The organism is Psychrobacter sp. ASPA161_6 (assembly GCF_051970285.1).
GTDB classification, from domain to species: domain Bacteria; phylum Pseudomonadota; class Gammaproteobacteria; order Pseudomonadales; family Moraxellaceae; genus Psychrobacter; species Psychrobacter glaciei.
In genome coordinates this window covers 78447-101480 of record NZ_JBEFNJ010000002.1, presented here as the reverse complement: position 1 = coordinate 101480, position 23034 = coordinate 78447, and the positions used below count along the sequence as shown (strand labels likewise).

Genomic DNA, 23034 nt, shown 5'->3' with positions numbered 1-23034 from the left:
TACTCTGTAATCAAACCAACCAGCCTTTTGGGCTTTTAAAAAGGATTTACTCATGAAAATGGACTTTCTACTACAATCAACGCTAAAAATTAGTGCGCTTACTCTCGCCATTGCTGCCACTTCTGCATGCACTGCTATGGCAACAGGCGCTGAGGCTCAGCCCGTTACTGCAAACGCTCAAATGATGGCAAACGCTAACTCTACTGCCATTACTTTAGGCAATAGTGCTATGTCTAGCGGCACTAACGACACAGTTGCTATCGGTAATATGGCCAATGCAGGTCTAAACTCCGCAACCGCTGTCGGTGGTCAAGCCAATGCCGCAGGTCTAGGCTCAACGTCTATCGGTTGGCAGTCAAAAGCCACTGCCGAACGCGCGCAAGCGTTTGGTCATCTAGCCAATGCTAGCGGTGTTCGCTCTACCGCAGTCGGTGAAGCCGCCATGGCTGGTGGCAGCAATGATACCGTCGCCGTCGGTAACAAAGCCAATGCAGGTCTGAACTCAGCAACGGCTGTCGGTGGTGAAGCCAATGCCGCAGGTTTAGGCTCAACCTCTATCGGTTGGCAGTCAAAAGCCACTGCCGAACGCGCGCAAGCGTTTGGTCATCTAGCCAATGCTAGTGGCGTACGCTCTACGGCAGTGGGTGAAGCGGCAGCCGCACAAGGTGCAAACTCAGTCGCGCTAGGCAATAAATCTATGGCTGGCGGTATGAACAGCATCGCTATCGGTAACGGAGCAATGGCAGCCAAAACCAACCAAGTCGTCTTAGGTAATGCTGGACAAGTGCAATCCAGTACCGCAGCACAGTCAGGTACGGTCAGAATCGTCACTATCGATGACAATGGCACGTTAGGCACGATGATGGTTGATTACTACAAATCGGCTAAATAATCATAGTCAATCAGAGCCAAGTTGCTAACGCTGGCACAGTGTTAGCCAGCTATACTCGATAAAATAATGAGACCTCGCCATGGCGGGGTTTTTATTGTTCAGGTTAAAAGTATTAGAAAGGTCGTAAGGTGTGGTTGGCGCGGTGTAACTCGCTGAACAGGTTGAGAATTATCTAAAAATCGAAGGTAGTCATAATCCTAATAAAGGGTTGGAGCTGATCGCGCTTTTTGCTTGTATCTGCACCCCTAAGCGAGGCGGGCACTAACGGCTGATGGCATTCCTGTATTCTCGATACTACCCTCAGTCGAGTGCCCACAACTCGCTTAGTCGCACAGGATACCGCGTCAGTCACGGCTAAAAAACATCTATATATAGTTAAGTCTTTATAAAATCGATACAGCCCATATCATGAAACAGTTTAGGTAGATTATTCTCCATCCACCCTTGGCGTAGAAACTTAGCCTGTGCCCATTTTTTCTCGATAGGGTTCAGATCGGGGCTGTACGGCGGCAGCCAAAGAATACGGTGGCCATGTCTGTTGAGTAGTTTTTGAATACGTCTGTTTTTATGAAACCGAGCGTTATCCATGACAATCACGCTCTTGGTTTTAAGACTTGGAATAAGTGTGAACTTACACCAGTCATAAAATATATTGCTATTGATATTTGTCTCAACGTACTCAAGCGCAAACAGCATTTTCTCATAGAGAGCTCCGATGACATTCGTACGCTTCTTTGCTTGCCAGTTGTAGCTATCGATACAGGGTTTACCTATCGGTGCATAGCCATGAGAACGAATGGTTTCAGCCTCAAAGCCGCTTTCATCCATATAGACAATGGGATAGCCTTGCTGAGTAAAGCGATCAAGCTTACTCTGGAATATCGCTCTTTTTATCGGACACGCTTTCGGGTGTTCTAAGGTCTTTTTTTTGACTGATACCAAGACGCTTTAAAGCATTGAAGATGCCCGTTTTACTACAGTTCAAGCGACGAGCTCTTTCATAGTTATAATCATCTGGGTATCTTTTTACGTCTTCAATCAATGCGTCATCAGGTATTTTAGTTGGTGCTTTATTTCTGGTTGTTTTAGGAGCTAGGTTCTGCTGCCAGCTATGAATGGTGCTGGTGCTAAGTCCATAAAATAGCGCAGCTTCTCGTATGGTCATACCATCAGCTATGCTAGAAAGTACCTGTTTGCGATAGTCTATTGAATACGTCATCGTTTATTTCATTAAATGCAATTGTTAATAGGATTGTATCGGTTTTATTTGGATTATACTATAGCTAAGTTTACCGATAAAATAAAAAAGGTTTATTCAAAAAGATACTGCTTACTTCTATCATCTTCTGTTATAGGGAGTTTAAATGGTTTAGCAGTTAATAATGTATTGCCAACGCTTATACATCTACCGTTTAAGTTTTTAAAGTTAGCATCAACGTAGCTCTTAAGCTTCGATTGATCTTCAAACTCATCTTTAACAACAAAAAAGCCAGAATCACTAGGAGAGTTAAAAAACTGTACAAATTTTTCTCGGAAGTGCTTTTTGGTTTTATTTCTAAACTCTTGTATAGACGACTCATTGCTTGAAGTATATGACTTAAGGATATATAAAAAATTTAATTTGTATTCATGAATAAACAAGGTATCTCTATCAAACAGACGCTCAGGAAAGTGTGCTGATTTAGTAGGTTTGTTGCCTTTCACCTTTAACAGGGGCTCTTCAAATATACGGTAATTATCAATATACCCATAAATAAAGAAGTTAGGACTTATATTATAACCTTCTGTAATGTCATCTCTATATCTTAATCCATCAAGTAGCTTCGATTTTTGGTTTAAAACATCAATGTGAAATTGAATGACATTTTTAGCATAGGTGAACTGCTTAAATTTTGAACTTTGCCCAGCACTATTCACAGATTTATAATATTTAGAATCACCAATATAAAAAATATTAGAGTTATCAATCAATGATTTATCAGAATATATATGATCTATGATTTTTCCGTCTGGATGGTTTTTCAATTTCTTAAGTGAAAGCCCTTCTTTATTCTCTACAGAAATACTGTCTGTTATAAGATCAGAGAACAGCTTATCTACCATGTCTTCAAATACTATGTTGTAGTTATCTATCGTTATAAATTCCTGACTAAGATTTGATCTGGATCCTAAATCATTTTTAGTAAAATATAATTCGCACAAACGATACATCTTCTTATATACGTCTGAAAAGTAACGATATTTAATTTTCTTTAGCTTACTTAGTCCATTATTTTTAAGCACTTCAAAATCTTTGCCCTTGATAAGGCTATAGCTTTTATCAATAGCTATATTTAAGCCATGTTCTTGGTTAAAATGCTCCAAGATAGAGAAGAAATATACTAAAAGCTCTTCTTGTCTATTTACTGCTTTATTTTTATTTAAAAACTGATGATATACAGGTTGTCCTGCACTATCTATTAAAGGTAGCTGCTTACGAATAGTTTTAGGCCAGTTAGTTCGCTTAGCTGTCTTGGAAACTGATTGAATATGCCTATATAGGATTGGATTTTTGTTTTTTTTATAAAAATTTACGAAAGTAAGTAACAAGTCTAAATAAGTGTATTCTTGCTCAGCAATATTTGAGTTTAGTAGAGTCTGATCGCTTTTATGAAGTAAAATACTTTCACTGTGTCTGCGTTTAAACTCCTTAAGACTGTTATAGAAATAAACCAATAGTTGACGTACCCATTGATATTTGTCATCGTGCTTAAAAGTATCATTTGAGTCTATATTTACTAACTCTAGTACATCTATATCAAATACTGTGTTTCCATTTTCACGCATAAAAACTTTAGGCAACATATAAACTAAAGATTTATTTTTAGACGAATAGTAATAACCTACTGTGGTTATTGTGCCCTTAAAGTTATCTTGCGTGTAAAAGCTAGCATCTTCTAATATTTTCTCCAAAAGCAACAGAGGATAAGCTTCGCCTTCAATTAGTATCTTCATTCGAGACCGTATATTTATCATCCGATAATTTAAAATTTAAAGTCTTCAGTAGTGCTTTCACCATTTGAGCACCATTTTTTTCAACAGGAAAAAAATTCTCGTAAGTTACATTTTTAGCAAATATAGACTCATCACCGAACTCGTCTTTGAACACATCATTCCATAAATAAAATATAGCCTTGTTAATAAAGGTTTTTAAACTGATAGTATTGTCTGTAGGATTGATAAAATAGTTACCTATACATTTATCCATACCTAAATTGGGGTTACTTTTGATTTGAATATTTACTTTTTCTATAAAATCCAACCAAGAAAAGTATGTTTTATCATCAAACTCAACTATAAATTTTGATGATTTGTTTTCATCATTTCTATCATAATTTATGGGTATGTATTCCCAGTCCCAACGGCGCTTAAATGCGCTATCCATAGGGAATAACGACTGATCAGAGGTATTCATAGTTGCTAGAATAGATAAGTTATCTGGCATCTTCAAGCCATTAGCTATACCTTCTAAATGCTCTGATAACTCTTGAACTAAATAAGCTTTTAACTCACTTGAAGGTGTAACAGTATATTTTTGGTTTTGATCTAGTAATTGAAATATGTCGCCAAATATTTCAGCACAATTACCACGATTGATCTCTTCTATAACTAGATAAAACTGCTCTTGAGGATTTTTCCACGCATCAACATATATGTTTGTAAAGACTTGAGGAACAAATTTGTATTTAATATTATCATCGCCCTCAGTAATAGGCCTATAACCACCAACAAATGATACGTAATCATAATCGGGATGAAAGGTGACTCTCTCTTTATTTTTATCAGGTACAGTTTCAAGTTTTTCTTCAATAGTATGCGACTTACCTGTCCCTGGTGCACCATAGTAAATAGTATTAGGTTCTTTATTAGGGAAATATATCCTTATATCAGCATCTGGCTCAGGATATTCAATTAATAAATCTTCAAGTTTTGCAATTGTAGTATCAAGCTCTTGTAAATCTAAAAATATTTTTTTGTGTTCATAATCCTCAATAGTAAAGTTATTAGCCCAGCTAATTATTTTACTAAGCGTACAAAATAGTGGCTTAGTCTGTACAGTAGCCATAGCATTAGCTGTACTGTCAGTATAGAATTCACTACCTAAATCTCTCCAAGTCTTTTCAACATACGTTTCATTACCTTGGAATAAACTCAGATTCTGATTAATATCTTTTAAAGTCTGTAAAACTGCATCTATACCTATTGCAAAATACTTATCGCTTGTATTACTAAACCTCAAATAACCCCATCGAGTATTGATCTCCGTTTTAAATTTCTCATGTTCTGAAATATCTTTTAAATAATGTTCTAACTCCTTAATCATAATAACTGCCTCTTAATCTCTGAAAACACAGATCTAATCACGGGCACTGACACACTATTACCAAATTGCTGGTAAGCCTGTGTATCAGACACTGGAATAACAAAGCTGTCATCGTATCCTTGTAAGCGACAAGCTTCTCTAGGTGTGACCTTTCTAGGATTTTTTCCTTTTTGATCTATCATTATTTCACTACCATCTTTGTAGTAACGTGCTGATATCGTGCTTGTGTAAGGCGAGCTTGCATCAAACAAACTAAAGCCAAAACCATTGCCTTTTCTTTTGTGCTCTTCTTTTCTTCTTAAATGACCTGCATATAACTTATCAGATATTGTGTATTTTTCAGGCACATTCTCTTCTAATATATCGCCGAGACTCACTTTTTTAGCATTAGTTTGAAGAATTTCTTTATCAAAAATTAGTTCATCTTTAGGTGTTAGCCCGTAAGGAAAAGAAAACTCTTTATTAGAATCTTTCAGCCATGCAACGATGAAAATTCGTTCTCTATTTTGAGGTACACCAAAATATTTAGAATTGAGCACTTCATTTTTCACTTCATAACCAAGCTCATTTAAAGTGCGAGTTATAATGGAAAGTGTTCTACCTTTGTCATGGTTTCTTAGTCCTTTAACATTTTCAAGAAAAACTATTTTCACTGGATTACCAGCTTTCTTCCTTTCTTGTAGTATTTGCACCACGTCAAAAAATAGAGTGCCTCTTGTATCTTCAAAACCTTTTTTCAAACCTGCTTGAGAGAATGGCTGACAAGGAAAGCCAGCACATAAAACATCAAATGAAGAAGGTATATCTTGTTTAGTTTCTTCTAACGTAATATCTCCAAGAGGTTTATCACCATAATTTACTTCATAAGTAACTTGAGAGAACTTATTCCACTCTGAAGTAAAAACACACTTTCCCCCTAAATCTTGCAAAGCAAGTCTAAACCCACCTATTCCTGCGAATAAGTCAATAAATGTAAAATCAGGATTTATAGGCGCTGGAAACGGTACTTGCTCTTCAAAAATATCTTCTTGAACCATGCTCATGGACTAGTCTAAACCTTATGGAATTTAAAAATTACGATAGTAGAGCATTGTGAATGATACAAAATTAGATGGCAAGTTGAATACTTTGATATACGACATTAAACGTCGTAAATTCCTACTTCCCCTTAAACTCAGCCTCACGCCTTTCAACCATCGCCATCACACCCTCTTTCGCATCTTCTGAATGAAAGAGCGGCGGCAGATAACTATGAATATTGGCCAATGCAGTCGCTGCGCCATTACGACTGGCATCTTGCGCTGATGATAGTGCACCTCTCACGCCTAGCGGTGCTGCCTGACAAATCTCCTGCGCCAACGTCAATGCGCGCTCATACTCAGACCCATTTGCCACCACTTCGCTGACCAAATTCAGTCTATCAGCCGTTTGCGCATCGAATGCCTTACCCGTGAGTAGATACGGCATGGCTTTTTGCCAGCCTGCTGCTGCGACGAAGCGTACTGTCGCACCGCCAAATGGCATAATACCGCGCTGGACTTCCATTTGGGCAAAATTACAGTTATCACTAGCGATGACCACATCACTATTGAGCATCAGCTCGATAGCTACCGTAAAGCAAGTGCCTTTTACCGCCACTACTACGGGCTTAGTACGCAATTTTCCACTGATGCCCCACGGGTCGATTTGGTTATCGTCAAACTCAAACACACCGTCATTTAGCTTGTCTTGCAGCTCTACCAAATCCAGACCTGCGGTAAAATGATCTCCATGAGCAAATATTAAGGCACAGCGTAAATTGTCATCATCTTCATAGCGAGTGAGCGCTTCAGATAACTGCGCAATCATATGACTGTCAAAAGCATTGCGTTTATCGGCTCGATTTAGCCCGATCAGGCAGATATGGCCGTCTGTTTCTTGGGTAATGCGATTGTCTGTGCGGTTATTATTTTCCATAGTCATGGTCTTGTCCTTTTTAGAATGCTAGTTTGCAGGGTTCACCCTATGCCAAATCAATATTGCTAAAGATTTATTCGACTTACTTTTAATATAGACATACGCCCTCTGCAACGCAAGTACCGTTTTCGCGTTGATGAATAGCTGACATCAATATTAGTTGACCTGATTTGCGATAAGTGCAACTATTATTCAAACTAAGACATAACTCAGAGCATTTTATGGAATTTTGGCACGGTTTTTTGCTGATCACTAGCGTCCATCTACTCGCTGCTGCCTCTCCAGGGCCTGATTTTGTCTTGGTATCACAGCAGACATTGGCAAAAGGTCGACGCACGGGTTTGATTTGTAGCCTTGGCATTACCTTGGGTCTTGCTGTACACATTATCTATTCGGTGCTGGGACTGGCAACAGTGATCGCCCATTCGCAGCCGCTATTGACCGCTATTAAATGGTTGGGTGGTAGCTATCTGATTTATCTCGGATGGCAAGGTATTCAAGCCAAACCGAAAAAATCATTAGATTTAGCAGCTTCAGAAAATGTAGGCATTGATGTTTCACAAGCCGCGACTACAGAGCAAGCACAGCTGCTTTCTACCAAAAAACCTTTTATTAATAGCGACTCAACTATTAATAGCGACTCAACTTTCGCCATTCTACGTCGTGGCTTTTTTTGCAATGTATTCAATCCAAAAGCGCCAGTGTATTTCGTGGCGATATTTACCTTAGTATTGTCACCTGACATACCGCTTTGGCAGTTAGCAATCTATGGCGTATGGATGATGGTCTTGCAGATGGCATGGTTTAGCACGGTGGTGATGTTACTTTCTATCCCTGCGATTCATCGCCGCTTTCAACGCTTTGAGCATTGGATAGACCGCGTCTTGGGTACAGCGATGATTGTACTGGGATTAAATCTTATTTTACGTAGCCGATAAGACCTTCGTGACTCGTGAAATCTGCTAAAATGGTGCATTATATTCAAACATCAAAGCCCGATACTATGACCAGTAAGCCTATGAACCGTCGCCCGACCGCCAACAATCACAGAAACAGATCGCCTGAGACTGCTAAAAAACTCGGTCAGCTACATCCGCGCAATCCGCACCAAGGTCGCTATGACTTTGCGGTATTGACCCGTGCCTTGCCAGAGCTTGCCAAGCATACGATTACCAATCCTAATGGCGAGCCAACGATTAACTTCTCTGATCATCAAGCGGTAAGAGTGCTTAATCAGGCGCTATTGGCCCATTATTATGGCGTCAAGTTTTGGGACATTCCCGAAGGTTACCTATGTCCACCGATTCCGGGACGCGCAGATTACATTCACTATGTTGCTGACTTACTTGCGCAAACCAGTCATACCAATGACGATAACCTCCCGCCAACGGGCAAAGAAATCCACGCTTTAGATATCGGTACGGGTGCCAGCGCCATTTATCCAATTATCGGTAGTCAAAGCTATGGTTGGCGCTTTACCGCGAGCGATATCGACCCTATTTCGGTCAATACCGCAGCGTTGATTTGTGATGCCAATCCAAAGCTAAAAGGCGCGGTGAAAGTTAAGCTGCAACCCAACCCAAAAAAGTTTTTTGCAGGCATCATTGGTCGTCAAGATTACTTCGATGTGGTCGTTTGTAACCCTCCGTTCCATGCCTCGTTAGAAGAAGCGATGGAATCCAATACCCGCAAGCAGCATAATTTGCAAAGACATCGTGGTAAGAACGAAAGCGAGCAAGTAAGCCGTAGCTCAACGAAATCTGGCAATGCCGCACAAAACCTAAACTTCGGCGGTCAGCATAAAGAGCTATGGAGTGAAGGCGGCGAGATTACCTTTTTAACTAAGATGATAAAAGAGAGCCAAGACTTTGCTGAGCATGTTGGCTGGTTTACTAGCTTGGTATCAAAATCTGAAAATGTTAAGCCTTTACAACTATTGTTAAAGCAGCTCGATGTCACACAGATGCGCATTATTGAGATGAGCCAAGGGCAGAAAAACACCCGTATATTGGCATGGCGTTTTAACACTGACGAAGAGTAGTAGCTACCGTTTTTAATTCTTAAAGTTTCACGTGAAACAAAAAAGCACCGCTCTGGAACCCAGAGCGGTGCTTTTTATTGAGAAAATAGGTTGGAATGAAATATAGTCAAAATATCCTAAAAACGCGTCGGTATTGCTGATATCAATTTTTTTTCGCCTCTGTCTGCGTAGGCACAGCAAGCAAGAAAAATTGATATCAGCAGTGCGTGATGTATCGATATTACTTTTCACTCACTATAGTTATTTAGCCAAAAAACATCACCTTTAGCCCAATCGCAATCAGTACAAATCCACCCAGTACCTCCGCTTTATCCTCTAACCATGTGCCAGAGTGCCAGCCTAAATAAACACCGAACAGCCCGAATACGGCAGTTACTACAGCGATAATTAAACACGCTAACCAAGCATTCAACGCCAATAAGTTAAGCGTAAACCCTGCCGCCATGGCATCGATGCTGGTGGCAATTGCGAGCGTAAGCATAGTGCGATGATTGATATGGTTGTTTGCAGTATGAATGACTGCAGCTTCGTCACCAGCCGTATCAATATCATGGGCTTTTAGATGAAGCGCACTGTCTACCGCATCTTCCCCATCGCCAGTAAACACCTCATACAGCATCTTGCCACCGAGACCGATCAGTATAATGCCACCGATCCAAGGTGCAGCAGCAGCCAACCAACCTAGTAAAGCCGCACCTAACAAATAGCCAATAAGCGGCATAATACCCTGCGCAACACCAAAATATAAACCCGCATAGACAGCTAAACGCAGCAAATATTGCTTGCTCTGTTTTTGCGACTTAGCACCTAGCCCAATCGCGACGGCAAATGCATCCATGGCTAGAGCAACAGCAAGTAGCACGACTTCAATCATTTTATTTTTTCACTTATGCTAATAATTTATAACTGGGACAGTTTAAAGAAGGTTTATAGTCGTTTCAATTTAAAAAAACGACAATGCTGCTGAAATAAATTTTGCGAAGCTTCCGGAGTGCGAAGCGCACAGCGAGCGAGAAAATTTTATATCAGCAGGATATTGTTTTTGATTAAGTTTCACGTGAAACAACCTTAACATTAAAAAACCACCGCTTTGATTACCAAAGCGGTGGTTTTTTAGTGAGTCACAATATCATGCTAGTTAGATATCTAGGTTAGAGACCGTTAACGCATTCTCTTCAATAAAGATACGACGTGGCTCAACATGATCGCCCATTAGGCAGGTAAACATATGATCCGCGGCGATGGCATCTTCAATAGTAACACGTAGCATACGACGGTTTTCAGGGTCCATCGTCGTATCCCACAGCTGATCGGCGTTCATCTCCCCTAGCCCTTTGTAGCGCTGGATGGCTAAACCACGACGCGCATCAAGCATCATCTGCTGCCAGAGGTAATCAAAGTCACGGACTGGGATGTCTTTGCTAGCACCCGTGGTATTCTCGCGGCGGATAAATGCGCTATCCTCAAGCAAAGTGTTCCATTCCGCCGATAAGCGTAGCAACTTGGTATATTCGCCTGAATTGATAAAGCTTGCATCTAGCAGATAATGATGGGCCAATTGATGCACATAAACCGTGATGCGAGGTAACCATTGTGCTTTAGCCGATAACGCTTCACCGTCAGAAGTGTCGCCATCTTCAGCTGCTACGGCAGGCTTCATACCTAATAAATCTGCAGCGGCTGCATCCATATTTTTTGGTTGCGGCGCATGAATATTAATCAATTCAATCTCAGGGCTCAGATCACTACCGAAGTGCTCAAGCTGAGTTTGCATAGTCTCTTGCCACCCTTGCATAGCAGACTTATCATAAGTCATGTCAGTGCTAAGCTTCGGCGTATGCGTTAAAGCATCCAAAATCACCGCTGGAAAACGAATTTGCAAACGGGCTTTGATCAGCTGCGTTTGGTTATAGTCGTTCAATAGCGTTTCTAACGCTTGCCCAGTAATCGCAGGTGCATCCTCACTGATATGTAGCTTGGTATTATCAATCGTAGATGACAGTAGATACGCTTTAAGCGCTTCATCATCTTTTAGATACAGCTCTTGACGACCTTTTTTCACTTTATATAGTGGTGGCTGAGCGATATAAATATAACCACGCTCGATCAGCTCTGGCGTTTGACGGAAGAAGAAGGTCAACAGCAAGGTACGAATGTGCGAGCCGTCAACGTCGGCATCGGTCATGATGATGATTTTATGATAGCGTACTTTATCAGGATTATATTCATCAGGGCCGATACCACAGCCAAGCGCAGTAATTAGGTTACCCACTTCCGCAGACGATAGCATTTTGTCAAAACGCGCACGCTCAACGTTTAGAATTTTACCTTTTAGCGGCAAAATCGCTTGGGTCTTACGGCTACGACCTTGCTTCGCTGAACCACCTGCAGAGTCACCCTCCACGATATATAGTTCTGAAAGCGCTGGATCTTTTTCTTGGCAATCGGCCAACTTACCAGGCAAACCGGCGATATCCAAAGTAGTCTTACGACGCGTCATTTCACGCGCTTTACGAGCTGCGTCACGCGCTCGTGCTGCATCGATGATTTTATTCGCAATGGCTTTACTAGCCGTTGGATTCTCTAACAAAAAGTCGTTGAATTTATCATGCATCGCCGATTCAACAGCAGACTTTACTTCGCTTGAGACCAGCTTATCTTTGGTTTGACTAGAGAATTTTGGATCAGGCACTTTAACCGAGACAATCGCCGTTAGTCCTTCACGCGCATCGTCGCCCGTCGCGGTCACTTTCTCTTTTTTAAATAAGTTTTCACGATCCATATAACTGTTTAGACAACGGGTCAATGCCGAACGAAAGCCTGATAAATGCGTACCACCATCGCGCTGCGGGATGTTGTTGGTAAAGCACAATACTTTTTCGTTATAAGTATCTGTCCATTGCAGTGCCACTTCGACACTGATGCCGTCGTCTTGCTCACTATCAAAATGGAAGACTTCGTTGACGCCATCTTTGCCCGCATTGATATAGCTGACAAACTCTGACAATCCGCCTTTATGTTCAAACTCATGACGCTTATCGATACGCTCATCGGTCAAGACGATACGTACACCTGAGTTCAAAAACGACAGCTCACGTAAACGCTTGGCTAAAATATCATATTCGAAGATAGTGCCAGTAAATACATCGTTACTAGGGTAAAAGCGGATTTGAGTACCAGTTTTATCCGTCGCTTCCATTTGCTGAATGTCAGCATCAGGCACGCCATCGGTATAAGTCTGATGGTAGTGATAGCCTTCACGCCAGATATTCATTTCCAGCTTTTTAGATAAGGCGTTAACGACCGAAACGCCGACACCATGCAGACCGCCTGAGACTTTATAGCTGTTATCATCGAACTTACCGCCTGCATGCAGGACAGTCATAATAACCTGCGCCGCTGACACACCCTCTTCTGGATGGATATCGACAGGGACACCGCGACCATTATCCATGACACTGACCGACTCGTCTTCGTGAATGACGATATCGATCTGATCACAATGACCGGCCAACGCTTCATCGATAGAGTTATCCACTACCTCAAAGACCATATGATGCAAGCCAGTGCCGTCATCGGTATCACCGATATACATCCCAGGACGCACGCGCACAGCTTCTAAACCGCGTAAGACACGGATATCTTTGGAGCTATAATCAGAAGGTAAACTCTCAGGAACGGCGGCAGGGACAATCGTGTCAACGACAGTATCTGACACTGTAGCATCTGAAACTGTCGTATCGGCTGTCAATTGCTCGTAATCGGTAGGTAATGAATCACTCATGTGCATTCCTTAATCTAGCCATCATCAGCCCATCACGGGCGCACCATTACGGTGACGCCTCACGATGTTATCTTAGACTTAACGTTTTATGGTCAAAGTCTTTCATGCGTATTAGTAGCTAAATAGCGTTAGCTACAACTTTGTGGCGTGTCTTTAAAGACATAAAATTAGCGCTCAGTTTTTTAATACTAGCTTCTGTTTTTTTGAACATTATTGAAGCCAAGTAAAATAAATAAAACGCATGTTTATCAGCCACTTAGAATTTTATAGATAATAAAAAAACTCTATATCACGCCATAAGATAACTTGCTGAGAATAGGACAAAAATAAAGCCCCATTTTAGCATTTTTTCCCTTCTAAGTCACTGTTTACTGGCAGTTTTATCACTATTCGTCAAGTATTTTAGGATAGTGAAAATTATGTTGGAATAAGGGTGGAATTTATAGATCAAATGCAGAGTTGACGACAAAGCAAGGAGGCAATAATGTCAAAAACAATTGCTATTGGGCAGATGAGACTTGACCTTGTTTCACATGAAACATATTAGGTTCTGACCATAGTTTGTTGACTAGCGGCACGATATCCTCGGTCAAACTGGTCATAAATACCTGACAGGGCAGCTGCGCTAGCGTTGACAATAAAATCTCAATCGCTCTATCATCCAGCTCTGCGGTGATATCGTCTAACAATACCACAGGCGTCACTCGCGATTTAAAATCATTGTTAGAGGTATCAGTACCTTTTTCAGTATTAAGTAGCAGTGGCAACTGTGATAAGCGCAATGCAGTGATCAATAGTTTCTTTTCACCACGCGACAACACATTAGCGGCCTGCTCTTTTAAAACGGGTAATTTCGTGTGCACATCGCCTTCTACTATCGTGTTTTTAGTTAGCTGCCCTTCATGCATGGCTAGTGGCTCGCTAGAGCGCCAATGGACATGAATATCAGCACGGTGGTTACCGATGCGGGTATAGCCCAGCTGCAAATCCTGCTCCAAGCGTTCATTAAGCTGTACATCGAGCGCAACATTGGTGTCGTAACCGGCGCTATAGCTCAAGCTTAATTGCTCCGCATAAGCAGGCAATAACTGAGCAATGCTTTGAGCAAAATAAGGCTGCCATTCACTAAATATTCGTTCTCGATAGTGGTGGATAAGTGCGGCATGATTGCTCAGACCTTTATCCCATGCTTTTAGCTCAGCGAGTTGAACTTGGGTCAAATGACGCGATTTTTTTAGCAAACTATTGCGCTGTTTTAACAGGCGTTGATAAGCCACCCACTGCGAATGAAAGCCTTGTTTCATGTGAAACACCAACCAATCCAATAGCTGTCGACGACTGGCACTGCCCTGCTCTAACATGTCCATCGTAGAAGGATCTATCAATAGTGTGGGGAGCTGTTCGGTTAAGATGCTTTGATTGTAGACCGTGGTTTGATTAAGACGTAGTATCGTCGTCGCATCGGCTTGCTTTTGAATCGCTAAAGTACTGCTGTCACTGAGCTTAGCATGTACCGTCGCGTTGTCTTGATGATGCTGAATATAGCGTTTGGGCTGGTGATGACGAAAGCTCTTGCCTCTTGATAGCAAGAATATCGCTTCTAATAGCGAGGTTTTGCCACTACCATTCGCGCCGATAATGACGTTGCAAGCAGTGGCAGGTAGATTGACTTGGCTAAGGTTACGTAGGTGTGAGATTTGTAGACGTTCAATCATAATGTCGACAGCCGCCTATTTTCGCCACCTACATTTTAGCAGGCAAAAGTTTGATTAATTATAGATTTTTCGAGGTTGCAGAGGTTAGTTTTGAATGTAAAAACGGTCTTTAAAACTATGCTATAAAGATAGCGACACCGTCTAACAGGACAAGTGCCACGGTCTAACCAAACAGTCTTCCGAAAAAACTAAAAGCACTATATACGCATTGGCATAATGACATATTGATGAAATTCATCATTCAGCTGATTCACTAGCACTGAGGCGTTAGATTGGCTCATATGCATTTGCAGATCACCTTGGATGACACCTAGCACATCTTGCAGATAGGCGGCATTAAAGGACAGCTCCATCGGCTCCCCTTGATACTTAGCTTGTATCATCTCAACTGCTTCATCTTGCTCAGCGTTATTAGCGCGTACTTCTACCATACCGTCGCTGGCGAAATTAAACACCACGCCACGTGATTTTTCGTTACTTAAAATCGCGACACGGCGTAGCACGTCCGTCATTTTTTCTTGATTAAATAAAGCCAATTTATCGGTATTGCTTGGCATGACACGGCGATAGTCAGGGAACTTACCGTCGATCAGACGCGCGGTAAAGGTAACCATTAGATTATCACTCACCTGCCCTGCACTATCCACCTCACCAAATGGCAGGCTTACTTGCAAAAACTCGCGACCGAAACTTAGCGTTACTGCGTTATCTTTATCACCTAGCATTTTACCAAGCTCAGAGGCCAAACGCTCAAGCTCGATCACCGCTTTGCGCGGCAGGATGGCTTGCATGTTCAGATCTGCACTCACATCAATAACACTACGCGCCAATGCCAGTCTATGTCCGTCAGTCGCAACGGTGGTTAGCTGCTGCTGTGAAACATCGAACAGCATACCGGTTAAATAATAACGGACATCTTGAATCGCCATGGCAAACTGAGTTTTATGAATCAAATCAGTAAGACGGCTACGGCTGATGGTCAACGGTGTGATGTTTTCAGGATTGCCCAAGCTTGGATAATCTTCGCTAGGCAATGTACCCAAGGTAAAACGGCTCTTACCACTGGTCAGCAAGCAGCGCTCGTTCTCTTGGGTAGCAAGACTGACTTGTGCTTGTGCTGGTAAAGATTTGCAGATATCTCTCAGCTTGGTCGCAGGTAAGGTGGTTGTACCTGCTTCCACGCAAGCACCAGCAGGCAATTTCAACGTCGATGTCAGCTCTACCTCTAAATCAGAAGCGGTCAAAATAAGCGCTGACTCAGACAACTGTAGCTTAATATTACCCAAGATAACCATATTGTGGCGTTTGTCAGCGGCTTTGGCGATCAGGTTGATAGCTTTTAGTAACGACTCTCGATTAATCGATAATTGCATGCTTGGTTACTCTTATTTGAATGATTCTTTTTATATAAATGTAAAATAATGACTCAATAATACCTTGTCTACTGACGATAATCCATAAGGTATCTGTCTGTTGACACTCGCAATATTATAAACCATATCAGCCGACTAAAATATAGTGTAACCACAGCCTAAAAATAGTGCAGCCACACCCTAAATTTAGCGACTGCATACGCCTTTAACCTGCTTGTAACATCAGCGCGAGTGTCTTGTAATCCTTATCGAACGCAGGATCGGCGGCGCGCAGCTCATTAACTTTATCACAAGCATGCATCACCGTCGTATGATCTCGGCCTCCAAAGGACTGTCCAATCTCCGGAAAGCTATCGCTGGTCAATTCACGTGATAATGCCATGGCTATTTGGCGTGGTCTAGCAATACTACGCGTACGCTTACGACCCATCATATCTTTGATAGTCACATCATAGTACTCAGCGACCACTTTACGAATATTATCCATATTCACGGCTTGGACACGCATTGCGACAATATCTTTCAACGCATATTGCACCATTTCGAGAGTAATCTGTGCACCCGTCAAATTGGCATTAGCAAATACTTGATTTAGAGCACCTTCTAAACGCCGAACATTTGAAACCACATTTTGAGCGATGAATAATGCGCATTCTTTAGGCAGTGTCATGCCATGTGATGCCGCTTTTTTCTGTAATATTTGTACTCGTGTATCAATCTCAGGCGGATCAACAGCCACCGTCAAACCCCAAGAAAAACGAGATCTAAAACGTTCATCAAACTCCGTCATTTGCGAGGGATGACGATCTGATGCCAAAATTAGTTGCTTGTCACCACTGGTAAAATCTGCAAATAACGTTAAAAACTCATTACTACTTTTAGTCTTTCCTGCTAAGACATGAATATCATCTACAATCAATAAATCTACTTTTTTTATTTTCTTTTTAAAATATTCTATTTTATTGTTTCTTAATGAATAAACCAATTGATTAATAAATTTTTCAGAAGTGAAATAATAAAAACTTTGATTATTTTTTAAATAGCGATGTGCTACCGAATGCATTAAATGCGTTTTTCCCAATCCTGAAGGGCCGTATATAAACAAAGGATTATGACGGTTTTTTGACTGGCGTTTACCAAGCTCATAACAAGCCTTATACGCCAGATTATTAGACTTACCAGTAACAAAAGTCTCAAAGTTAAAGTCAGGGTTTAGATAGCTCAAAGATTTGGCATCAGCAGAGTCTACTAGGGCAGCGTGACGCATGTTTGCATCGATATCTGCACGCGCATTATTCTGATGTATAGATTCAAATTTGTGCTCGGCAGGGGTAGGGGAGGGTTTGTCCTCTACAAATAGCGAACCTGATTGCGACTGATTATTTTCATCTGACTCTCGACCCGCATTGTCGACCCGCACGATAACTTCTTCGATCACACCTTGACTGTGCTTAGCCACCAGTTGCTGGATATCTTGCAGATGGTTTTTTTTGATATACGTCACAAAATAATCGTTAGGCGCAAGAATGATCAGCGTTTGTGCTTCTTGATGAGCTGACAAAGGTCTTAACCACATAGTAAATACATTATCTTTGACGTTATAACGTAGGTCGTTTAGACATTTATCCCAAATAGTTGCTGTATCTATCATGAAAAACAATAACCCCATAATCCAAAATAATAAAGGTGCCTAAACGGCATAATTGGTCGACCAGCATCCGATATTGTCGCTGAGTACTATCTCAAAAAAACCATTAGAGAATACGCCAAAATCATATATCAAGCAGGGGGCTAATCTAACACAAATACCCTGTGGATAACATCCTGTTTTTTGTGGATAAGACTGTGGATAGTTTTGTGGATAAGTCAAAAACCCAAGTTATCCATATTTCACCCACAGGTTATCCACAGGTTTACCCATAGCCTAGTATTTTGATAATAAAGGATAAGTAAGACTTAACCCCAGATAATCGTGCTCCCAATAACAACAATACTTATATATATTAATCATTAATTATTATAGAGCACGACGATTTCTGTGGATAACTTTATGAAATTAAAACTGAGATCAGCCAGTCAATAACTAATAAATTAATGGAATTCTGCAGTCAGTTGAAAGAATTTAATCATCACGTTGACAACAAAAAATTAGTTTATTGACCAAAATACAATGCAATGGTATAATCCTCCGTTATTACGAATTTAGTCCATTATTTTGATAGGTGAGTTATGAAACGTACATTCCAACCAAGCGTGATCAAGCGTAAACGTACTCACGGTTTCCGTGCTCGTATGGCAACTAAAAAAGGCCGTCAGGTCTTAGCTCGTCGCCGCGCTAAAGGACGTCATCGTCTTACTGTATAATCACTAGATAACGATAAGCATGGCTACTAGTGCTTGTTGTGTTCCTATTGTTTATAGATTGCGATAGTCAATCATCACAACTGACACGTAGCCGTATATCAAAAGCGCCCAAATAGGCGCTTTTTTTGTCTCTATATTTTATGGTTATTTCTGATATTGTCACCAGCTCTTATACTAGGTTGTACTATGTCCACTACTGTCCCAGCTACATCGACTGCCCGCTTCACCAAAGCGCAACGCCTGCTAACGCCTGCGGCTTTCCGTGAAGTATTTGACGCTCCTGAGCGTAAGCTACACCAAAGCCATCTCATGGCTTTTGTACGCACCAATACGCATGAGCAGCCGCGAGTCGGTATGGCGATTACCAAGCGTAAAGTACCTACTGCGGTCGCTCGAAATTTAATAAAACGTCAAATACGTGAGCAGTTTCGCGTAAAGTCCTCAATGTTAGAAAATAAAGACATTGTTTTTATTGTTAAAAAATCAATTAAAGAATTAGATAATAAAGAATTAAAAAACGAAATAATTAATATATTTAAAAAAATAGAAAAAAAATAAAATGAATTTAATTTATAAAAAATTAAAATTTTTATTATATCGTTTTTTTTATTACATTATTCTTATTTATCAAAAAATCATAAGCCCAATTATTCCTGCCCGTTGCCGATATTATCCAACGTGTTCTAATTATGGCAAACAAGCTTTAGCGTGGCATGGAGTGCGAAGAGGTAGTTGGCTGTTGTTAAAGCGCATTGGGCGCTGTCACCCATTAGGTGGCCATGGTATTGATTTTGTGCCTCTGCCCTTAGCGACCTATAAATACCAGTATTTGCCCTCTACTAAGTTGGGCAGTTCTAAAAACTTTGGTTTTGGGGTGTATCGAGACGATAAGAGTTATGTGAGCCGCTTAAACTATTTGCTGAAGACCACATAGAATAGGTGCTCGACTGGCTGTTTTGTTAGGTCTTCAGAGTTACCCACAAGTTATCCACACTCTTGGTATCATTCGAGGTGGATTTTTAGTAAAATGATGCACATTTTATGTAAATGACTGCCAATACTGTTGTCATGGCGATAATAGATAACGGTGCTTTGTGTTCATGACACATGCCCTAATTTTTCATTCCCTAATTTTTTAATCTAGGAAAGGTTTATGCAAAAGATATTTCGGGTGATGATCATCATTGCGATGCTAATCACCGCTTATCTGCTGATTTTGGCATGGCGAGATGATTATGCCGATGCACCAGCTGTAGACACGGTACCAGAAGCTGCAACGTCAGTAGGTGCTGACATTCCATCTACGACTGGCGCAGCAGGTGATATTCCGGTACAGACACTACCTGTGGATAACGCGACTGCTGTTAACGGCACTGTGACGGCTACTCCGGCGAAAGATGCTGGTTTGATTACAGTCACTACCGATCGCTATGATATAAAAATCAATCCAGAAGGCGGTGATATCGTTTATGCTGCTCTCAAGCAGTATGACGCGACGCTCGATAGCGAGACGCCTTTTGTACTATTAGAAAATAATAGCAATCGCGTTTACGTGGCTCAGTCTGGTCTGATTGGTCAAGACGGTATTGATACCGCAGAAGGTCGTGCCAATTATAGCCATACTGCTAATAACTATGTAATGGAAAAAGGGCAACAAACGTTGTCTGTACCGCTTACTTATAAAAAAGATGGCGTGACGATTACCAAGACCTTTACCTTTACGCAAGACAAATATCCGATTGATATCAGTTATCAAATTCAAAATGCCTCTGCCGCAGCGTGGCAAGGACAGATGTTTGCGCAGTTAAAACGTGATGATAGTAAAGATCCTGGGATGTCTGATAAAGGCGCGCTAAGCATGGCGACGTATTTGGGCGGCGCTTGGGGCACACCTGACGATCCTTATAATAAGCTGAAGTTTGGTAACTTTAGTGATGGTGAGTTAACGACAACCAGTGATAAAGGCTGGGTCGGCATCGTGCAGCATTATTTTGTCTCTGCATGGACGCCTGAAAATTTCACGGGTAAGTTCTTCAGTCGTGAAACTGCTGATGAGTACTTTATCGGCTTTAACAGTCAGCCAGTTAATGTCGCACCGAACAAGCAAGTCACACTAAATGCAACGTTATATGCTGGGCCGAAAGTACAGTCTGAGCTTAAAGACGTGGCAGTTGGCTTGAACAAAACGGTCGATTATGGTCTGTTATGGCCAATATCGAAGATCTTGTTTGCTATCTTGGACGGCATTCATAAGGTAATCGGCAACTGGGGTTGGTCAATTATTGTACTGACTATCTTGGTTAAAATTGCTCTCATGTGGTTCTCAAACAAGAGCTACTATTCAATGGCGAAGATGCGTGCCATCGCACCGCGACTTAAAGTGCTCAAAGAAGAGCATGGCGATGATCGCATGAAGATGTCGCAAGAAATGATGGCGATCTATAAAGAAGAGAAAGTCAATCCGATGGCGGGTTGTCTACCTATCTTGATGCAAATGCCGATTTTCTTAGCACTATATTGGGTACTGGTTGAAAGTGTTGAGTTGCGTCATGCCCCGTGGATCCTATGGATTCAAGATCTATCAGCGATGGATCCATGGTTTATTTTGCCATTGCTAATGGGCGCATCGATGTTTGTACAGCAACAGCTAAATCCGCAGCCTGCTGACCCAATGCAAGCAAAGGTAATGAAATTCTTACCGATTATCTTTACTGCATTCATGCTGTTCTTCCCAGCGGGTCTGGTTTTATACTGGACAGTGAACAACTTGTTTAGTATGACTCAGCAATATATCGTTAATAAGAAAGTTGACGAAGAGCAAAAGCGCCGTACGGTTAAAGTGCTTGACTAATCGACAAGTAGTTAGCTCTATAATAAAAAACCATCGCATAAGCGGTGGTTTTTTTATACGTCAAACCTAGTATTTGCTTATATTGGTACGCACTAAAAAGCGCAAAATACCGCTATGTAAAGATTGCTTTGTCAGCATGCTTTTAGCCGTCTATAATGGGGTTTTTATCTATTGAGAGTAAGCGTGAATTCTGTCGAAGTGACGTTAGCACTTGGTTCATCTGAAAAGCCTGATTCCTCTAAAAATCATAAGTCATCTGGATTGGCCACCATTGCCGCAATTGCCACACCGCTTGGGCGCGGTGGTGTTGGGGTTATTCGTCTGTCAGGTGCGCGTGCTTATGACATTGCCTGTCAGCTCACTGGTAAGTCTGTTTTTGTTCCGCGTATGGCCAGCTTTTGCCGTTTCTATCAAGAGGATGGCACGACCATTGATGAAGGCTTAGTGTTGTACTTTAAGGGGCCGCACTCATTTACTGGCGAAGATGTGATTGAGCTGCAAGGGCATGGCGGCATGATTTTGCAAAATCAGCTGCTAGCACGAGTGTTTGAATTGGGCGCAAAACAAGCCAGTGCAGGGGAGTTTTCTTACCGCGCTTTTGACAACGATAAGCTGGATTTGGTACAGGCAGAGGCTATCGCTGATGCGATTGATGCGACCAGTGCTGCCGCTGCCAGTAGTGCTATACGCTCGCTAAGTGGTGAGTTTTCACAAAAAATTAATGAATTGCTTGAGCAGCTTATTCATCTGCGTTTACATGTTGAAGCCGCCATTGATTTCCCCGATGAAGAAGATGTTGATTTTTTATCCGATGGCGTTATACAGGCCAATCTTGAGAACACGCAACACAAGATACAGCAAGTACTGTCGACCGCAAAACAAGGTCAGCTATTACGTGACGGTATTCACGTGGTATTGGCAGGCAGACCAAATGCTGGCAAATCGAGCTTGCTGAACCGTCTAGCAGGACAAGAGCGCGCTATCGTCACTGATGTCGCAGGTACAACACGCGATACGCTACAAGAGACCGTGGTACTGAATGGCTTGACGCTGCACCTAACCGATACAGCTGGCCTACGTGAGACGGAAGACACCGTAGAGCGTATTGGTATTGAGCGTGCGCGTACCGCTATTACGCAAGCTGATATGCTGATGATGGTCTATGATGTGACCCGCGACCTTGAAGAAGAAAGTACGCCATTACAGCTGGCTGAGCAGTTATTTGGCAAGCTACCAGAGGCTAAGCGATTATTGATTATTGCCAATAAAAGCGACTTACTAAACGGTTTGAGTGACGAGGATGCCATGTCCGCTTCGCAGATTGAAATTAAGAATCGTGGTTATGAACAAGTTAATGTTTCATGTGAAACAGGCGCTGGTATCGATACATTGGTCGAAGCGTTGTGTGCTAAAGTGGGTTTCCATCCGCCCGAAAACAGTCTCATCGCCCGCACGCGGCATTTAGATGCACTCAGACGCACAGCAGATTATTTGGCAGAAGCACACGAACAATTAACAGTCTTTCAGGCAGGTGAGTTGGTGGCTGAAAGCTTACGTCAAGCTCAGCAAAGCTTGGCTGAGATTACCGGTGAGTTCAGTGCCGATGATCTACTGGGTAAAATTTTTGGCAGCTTTTGTATTGGCAAGTAGCTTTTTAAGCCAGCATAATTAATGGCTTTGTTGAGCTGCGCTTGA

The 23034-nt window shown here is 41.7% G+C and carries 19 protein-coding genes; 8 read left to right on the top strand and 11 right to left on the bottom strand.

The features are described 5' to 3' along the window. The first annotated feature begins 52 nt into the window (after positions 1–52). A complete protein-coding gene (locus ACTQ9T_RS06505; RefSeq protein ID WP_440464523.1) occupies positions 53–892 on the top strand; it encodes a hypothetical protein in 840 nt (279 codons plus the stop codon). A 375-nt stretch (positions 893–1267) separates the two neighbouring features. On the opposite strand, the gene ACTQ9T_RS06500 is transcribed toward ACTQ9T_RS06505, so the two are convergent. From ACTQ9T_RS06500 to ACTQ9T_RS06475, 6 genes are all read right to left on the bottom strand, one after another. Then, positions 1268–1834 (bottom strand): IS630 family transposase, encoded by a 567-nt coding sequence (locus ACTQ9T_RS06500; protein ID WP_440464397.1) that lies wholly within the window; start codon positions 1832–1834, stop codon positions 1268–1270. After that, positions 1761–2111: an IS630 transposase-related protein gene (locus ACTQ9T_RS06495; protein ID WP_352310224.1), complete on the bottom strand. Its 351-nt coding sequence runs from the start codon at positions 2109–2111 to the stop codon at positions 1761–1763. Before ACTQ9T_RS06495 ends, ACTQ9T_RS06500 begins: the two co-directional genes overlap by 74 nt. A gap of 92 nt (positions 2112–2203) precedes the next feature. Next, entirely contained in the window at positions 2204–3886 is a 1683-nt protein-coding gene (locus ACTQ9T_RS06490) for a hypothetical protein (protein WP_440464522.1), read from the bottom strand. Continuing rightward, a complete protein-coding gene (locus ACTQ9T_RS06485) occupies positions 3870–5255 on the bottom strand; it encodes an McrB family protein (protein WP_440464521.1) in 1386 nt (461 codons plus the stop codon). Before ACTQ9T_RS06485 ends, ACTQ9T_RS06490 begins: the two co-directional genes overlap by 17 nt. Beyond that, complete coding sequence (locus ACTQ9T_RS06480) at positions 5252–6298, bottom strand: DNA cytosine methyltransferase (RefSeq protein WP_440464520.1); 1047 nt, start codon at positions 6296–6298, stop codon at positions 5252–5254. The genes ACTQ9T_RS06485 and ACTQ9T_RS06480 overlap by 4 nt, the downstream gene beginning before the upstream one ends. A 115-nt stretch (positions 6299–6413) precedes the next feature. Continuing rightward, on the bottom strand, positions 6414–7217 hold the full coding sequence (locus ACTQ9T_RS06475; RefSeq protein WP_440464519.1) for a crotonase/enoyl-CoA hydratase family protein: 804 nt from the start codon (positions 7215–7217) through the stop codon (positions 6414–6416). 215 nt (positions 7218–7432) lie between these two features. Between ACTQ9T_RS06475 and ACTQ9T_RS06470 the strand changes: the two genes are divergently transcribed. Both ACTQ9T_RS06470 and rlmF read left to right on the top strand, forming a co-directional pair. Next, on the top strand, positions 7433–8149 hold the full coding sequence (locus tag ACTQ9T_RS06470) for a LysE family transporter (RefSeq protein ID WP_440464518.1): 717 nt from the start codon (positions 7433–7435) through the stop codon (positions 8147–8149). 65 nt (positions 8150–8214) lie between these two features. Beyond that, a complete protein-coding gene (gene rlmF, locus ACTQ9T_RS06465; RefSeq protein WP_189583864.1) occupies positions 8215–9252 on the top strand; it encodes a 23S rRNA (adenine(1618)-N(6))-methyltransferase RlmF in 1038 nt (345 codons plus the stop codon). Positions 9253–9496: 244 nt separating this feature from the next. Here the strand turns inward: rlmF and ACTQ9T_RS06460 are convergent, their stop codons facing one another. From ACTQ9T_RS06460 to dnaA, 5 genes are all read right to left on the bottom strand, one after another. Continuing rightward, entirely contained in the window at positions 9497–10126 is a 630-nt protein-coding gene (locus ACTQ9T_RS06460) for a manganese efflux pump MntP (protein WP_440464517.1), read from the bottom strand. 264 nt (positions 10127–10390) lie between these two features. Continuing rightward, positions 10391–13036, bottom strand: coding sequence for a DNA topoisomerase (ATP-hydrolyzing) subunit B (gene gyrB, locus ACTQ9T_RS06455; RefSeq protein WP_227669968.1), 2646 nt, complete (start codon positions 13034–13036; stop codon positions 10391–10393). 500 nt (positions 13037–13536) lie between these two features. Beyond that, on the bottom strand, positions 13537–14751 hold the full coding sequence (gene recF / locus ACTQ9T_RS06450) for a DNA replication/repair protein RecF (protein WP_440464516.1): 1215 nt from the start codon (positions 14749–14751) through the stop codon (positions 13537–13539). A gap of 197 nt (positions 14752–14948) precedes the next feature. Further along, a complete protein-coding gene (gene dnaN, locus ACTQ9T_RS06445; protein WP_440464515.1) occupies positions 14949–16124 on the bottom strand; it encodes a DNA polymerase III subunit beta in 1176 nt (391 codons plus the stop codon). 205 nt (positions 16125–16329) lie between these two features. Then, complete coding sequence (gene dnaA, locus ACTQ9T_RS06440) at positions 16330–17775, bottom strand: chromosomal replication initiator protein DnaA (RefSeq protein WP_440464514.1); 1446 nt, start codon at positions 17773–17775, stop codon at positions 16330–16332. A 578-nt stretch (positions 17776–18353) separates the two neighbouring features. Between dnaA and rpmH the strand changes: the two genes are divergently transcribed. The 5 genes from rpmH to mnmE all read left to right on the top strand — a co-directional run bounded on the left by rpmH (position 18354) and on the right by mnmE (position 22989). Beyond that, the gene (rpmH, locus tag ACTQ9T_RS06435) at positions 18354–18488 is read left to right on the top strand and encodes a 50S ribosomal protein L34 (protein ID WP_007394757.1); all 135 of its coding nucleotides are present in this window, start codon (positions 18354–18356) and stop codon (positions 18486–18488) included. Between the two features lie 186 nt (positions 18489–18674). Next, positions 18675–19046: a ribonuclease P protein component gene (rnpA, locus tag ACTQ9T_RS06430; protein ID WP_240216406.1), complete on the top strand. Its 372-nt coding sequence runs from the start codon at positions 18675–18677 to the stop codon at positions 19044–19046. Position 19047: 1 nt separating this feature from the next. Next, positions 19048–19422: a membrane protein insertion efficiency factor YidD gene (yidD, locus tag ACTQ9T_RS06425; RefSeq protein ID WP_352309828.1), complete on the top strand. Its 375-nt coding sequence runs from the start codon at positions 19048–19050 to the stop codon at positions 19420–19422. 219 nt (positions 19423–19641) lie between these two features. Then, positions 19642–21339 (top strand): membrane protein insertase YidC, encoded by a 1698-nt coding sequence (gene yidC / locus ACTQ9T_RS06420; protein WP_189583885.1) that lies wholly within the window; start codon positions 19642–19644, stop codon positions 21337–21339. A 261-nt stretch (positions 21340–21600) separates the two neighbouring features. Then, positions 21601–22989: a tRNA uridine-5-carboxymethylaminomethyl(34) synthesis GTPase MnmE gene (gene mnmE / locus ACTQ9T_RS06415; RefSeq protein ID WP_352310866.1), complete on the top strand. Its 1389-nt coding sequence runs from the start codon at positions 21601–21603 to the stop codon at positions 22987–22989. The last annotated feature ends 45 nt before the right edge of the window (positions 22990–23034 follow it).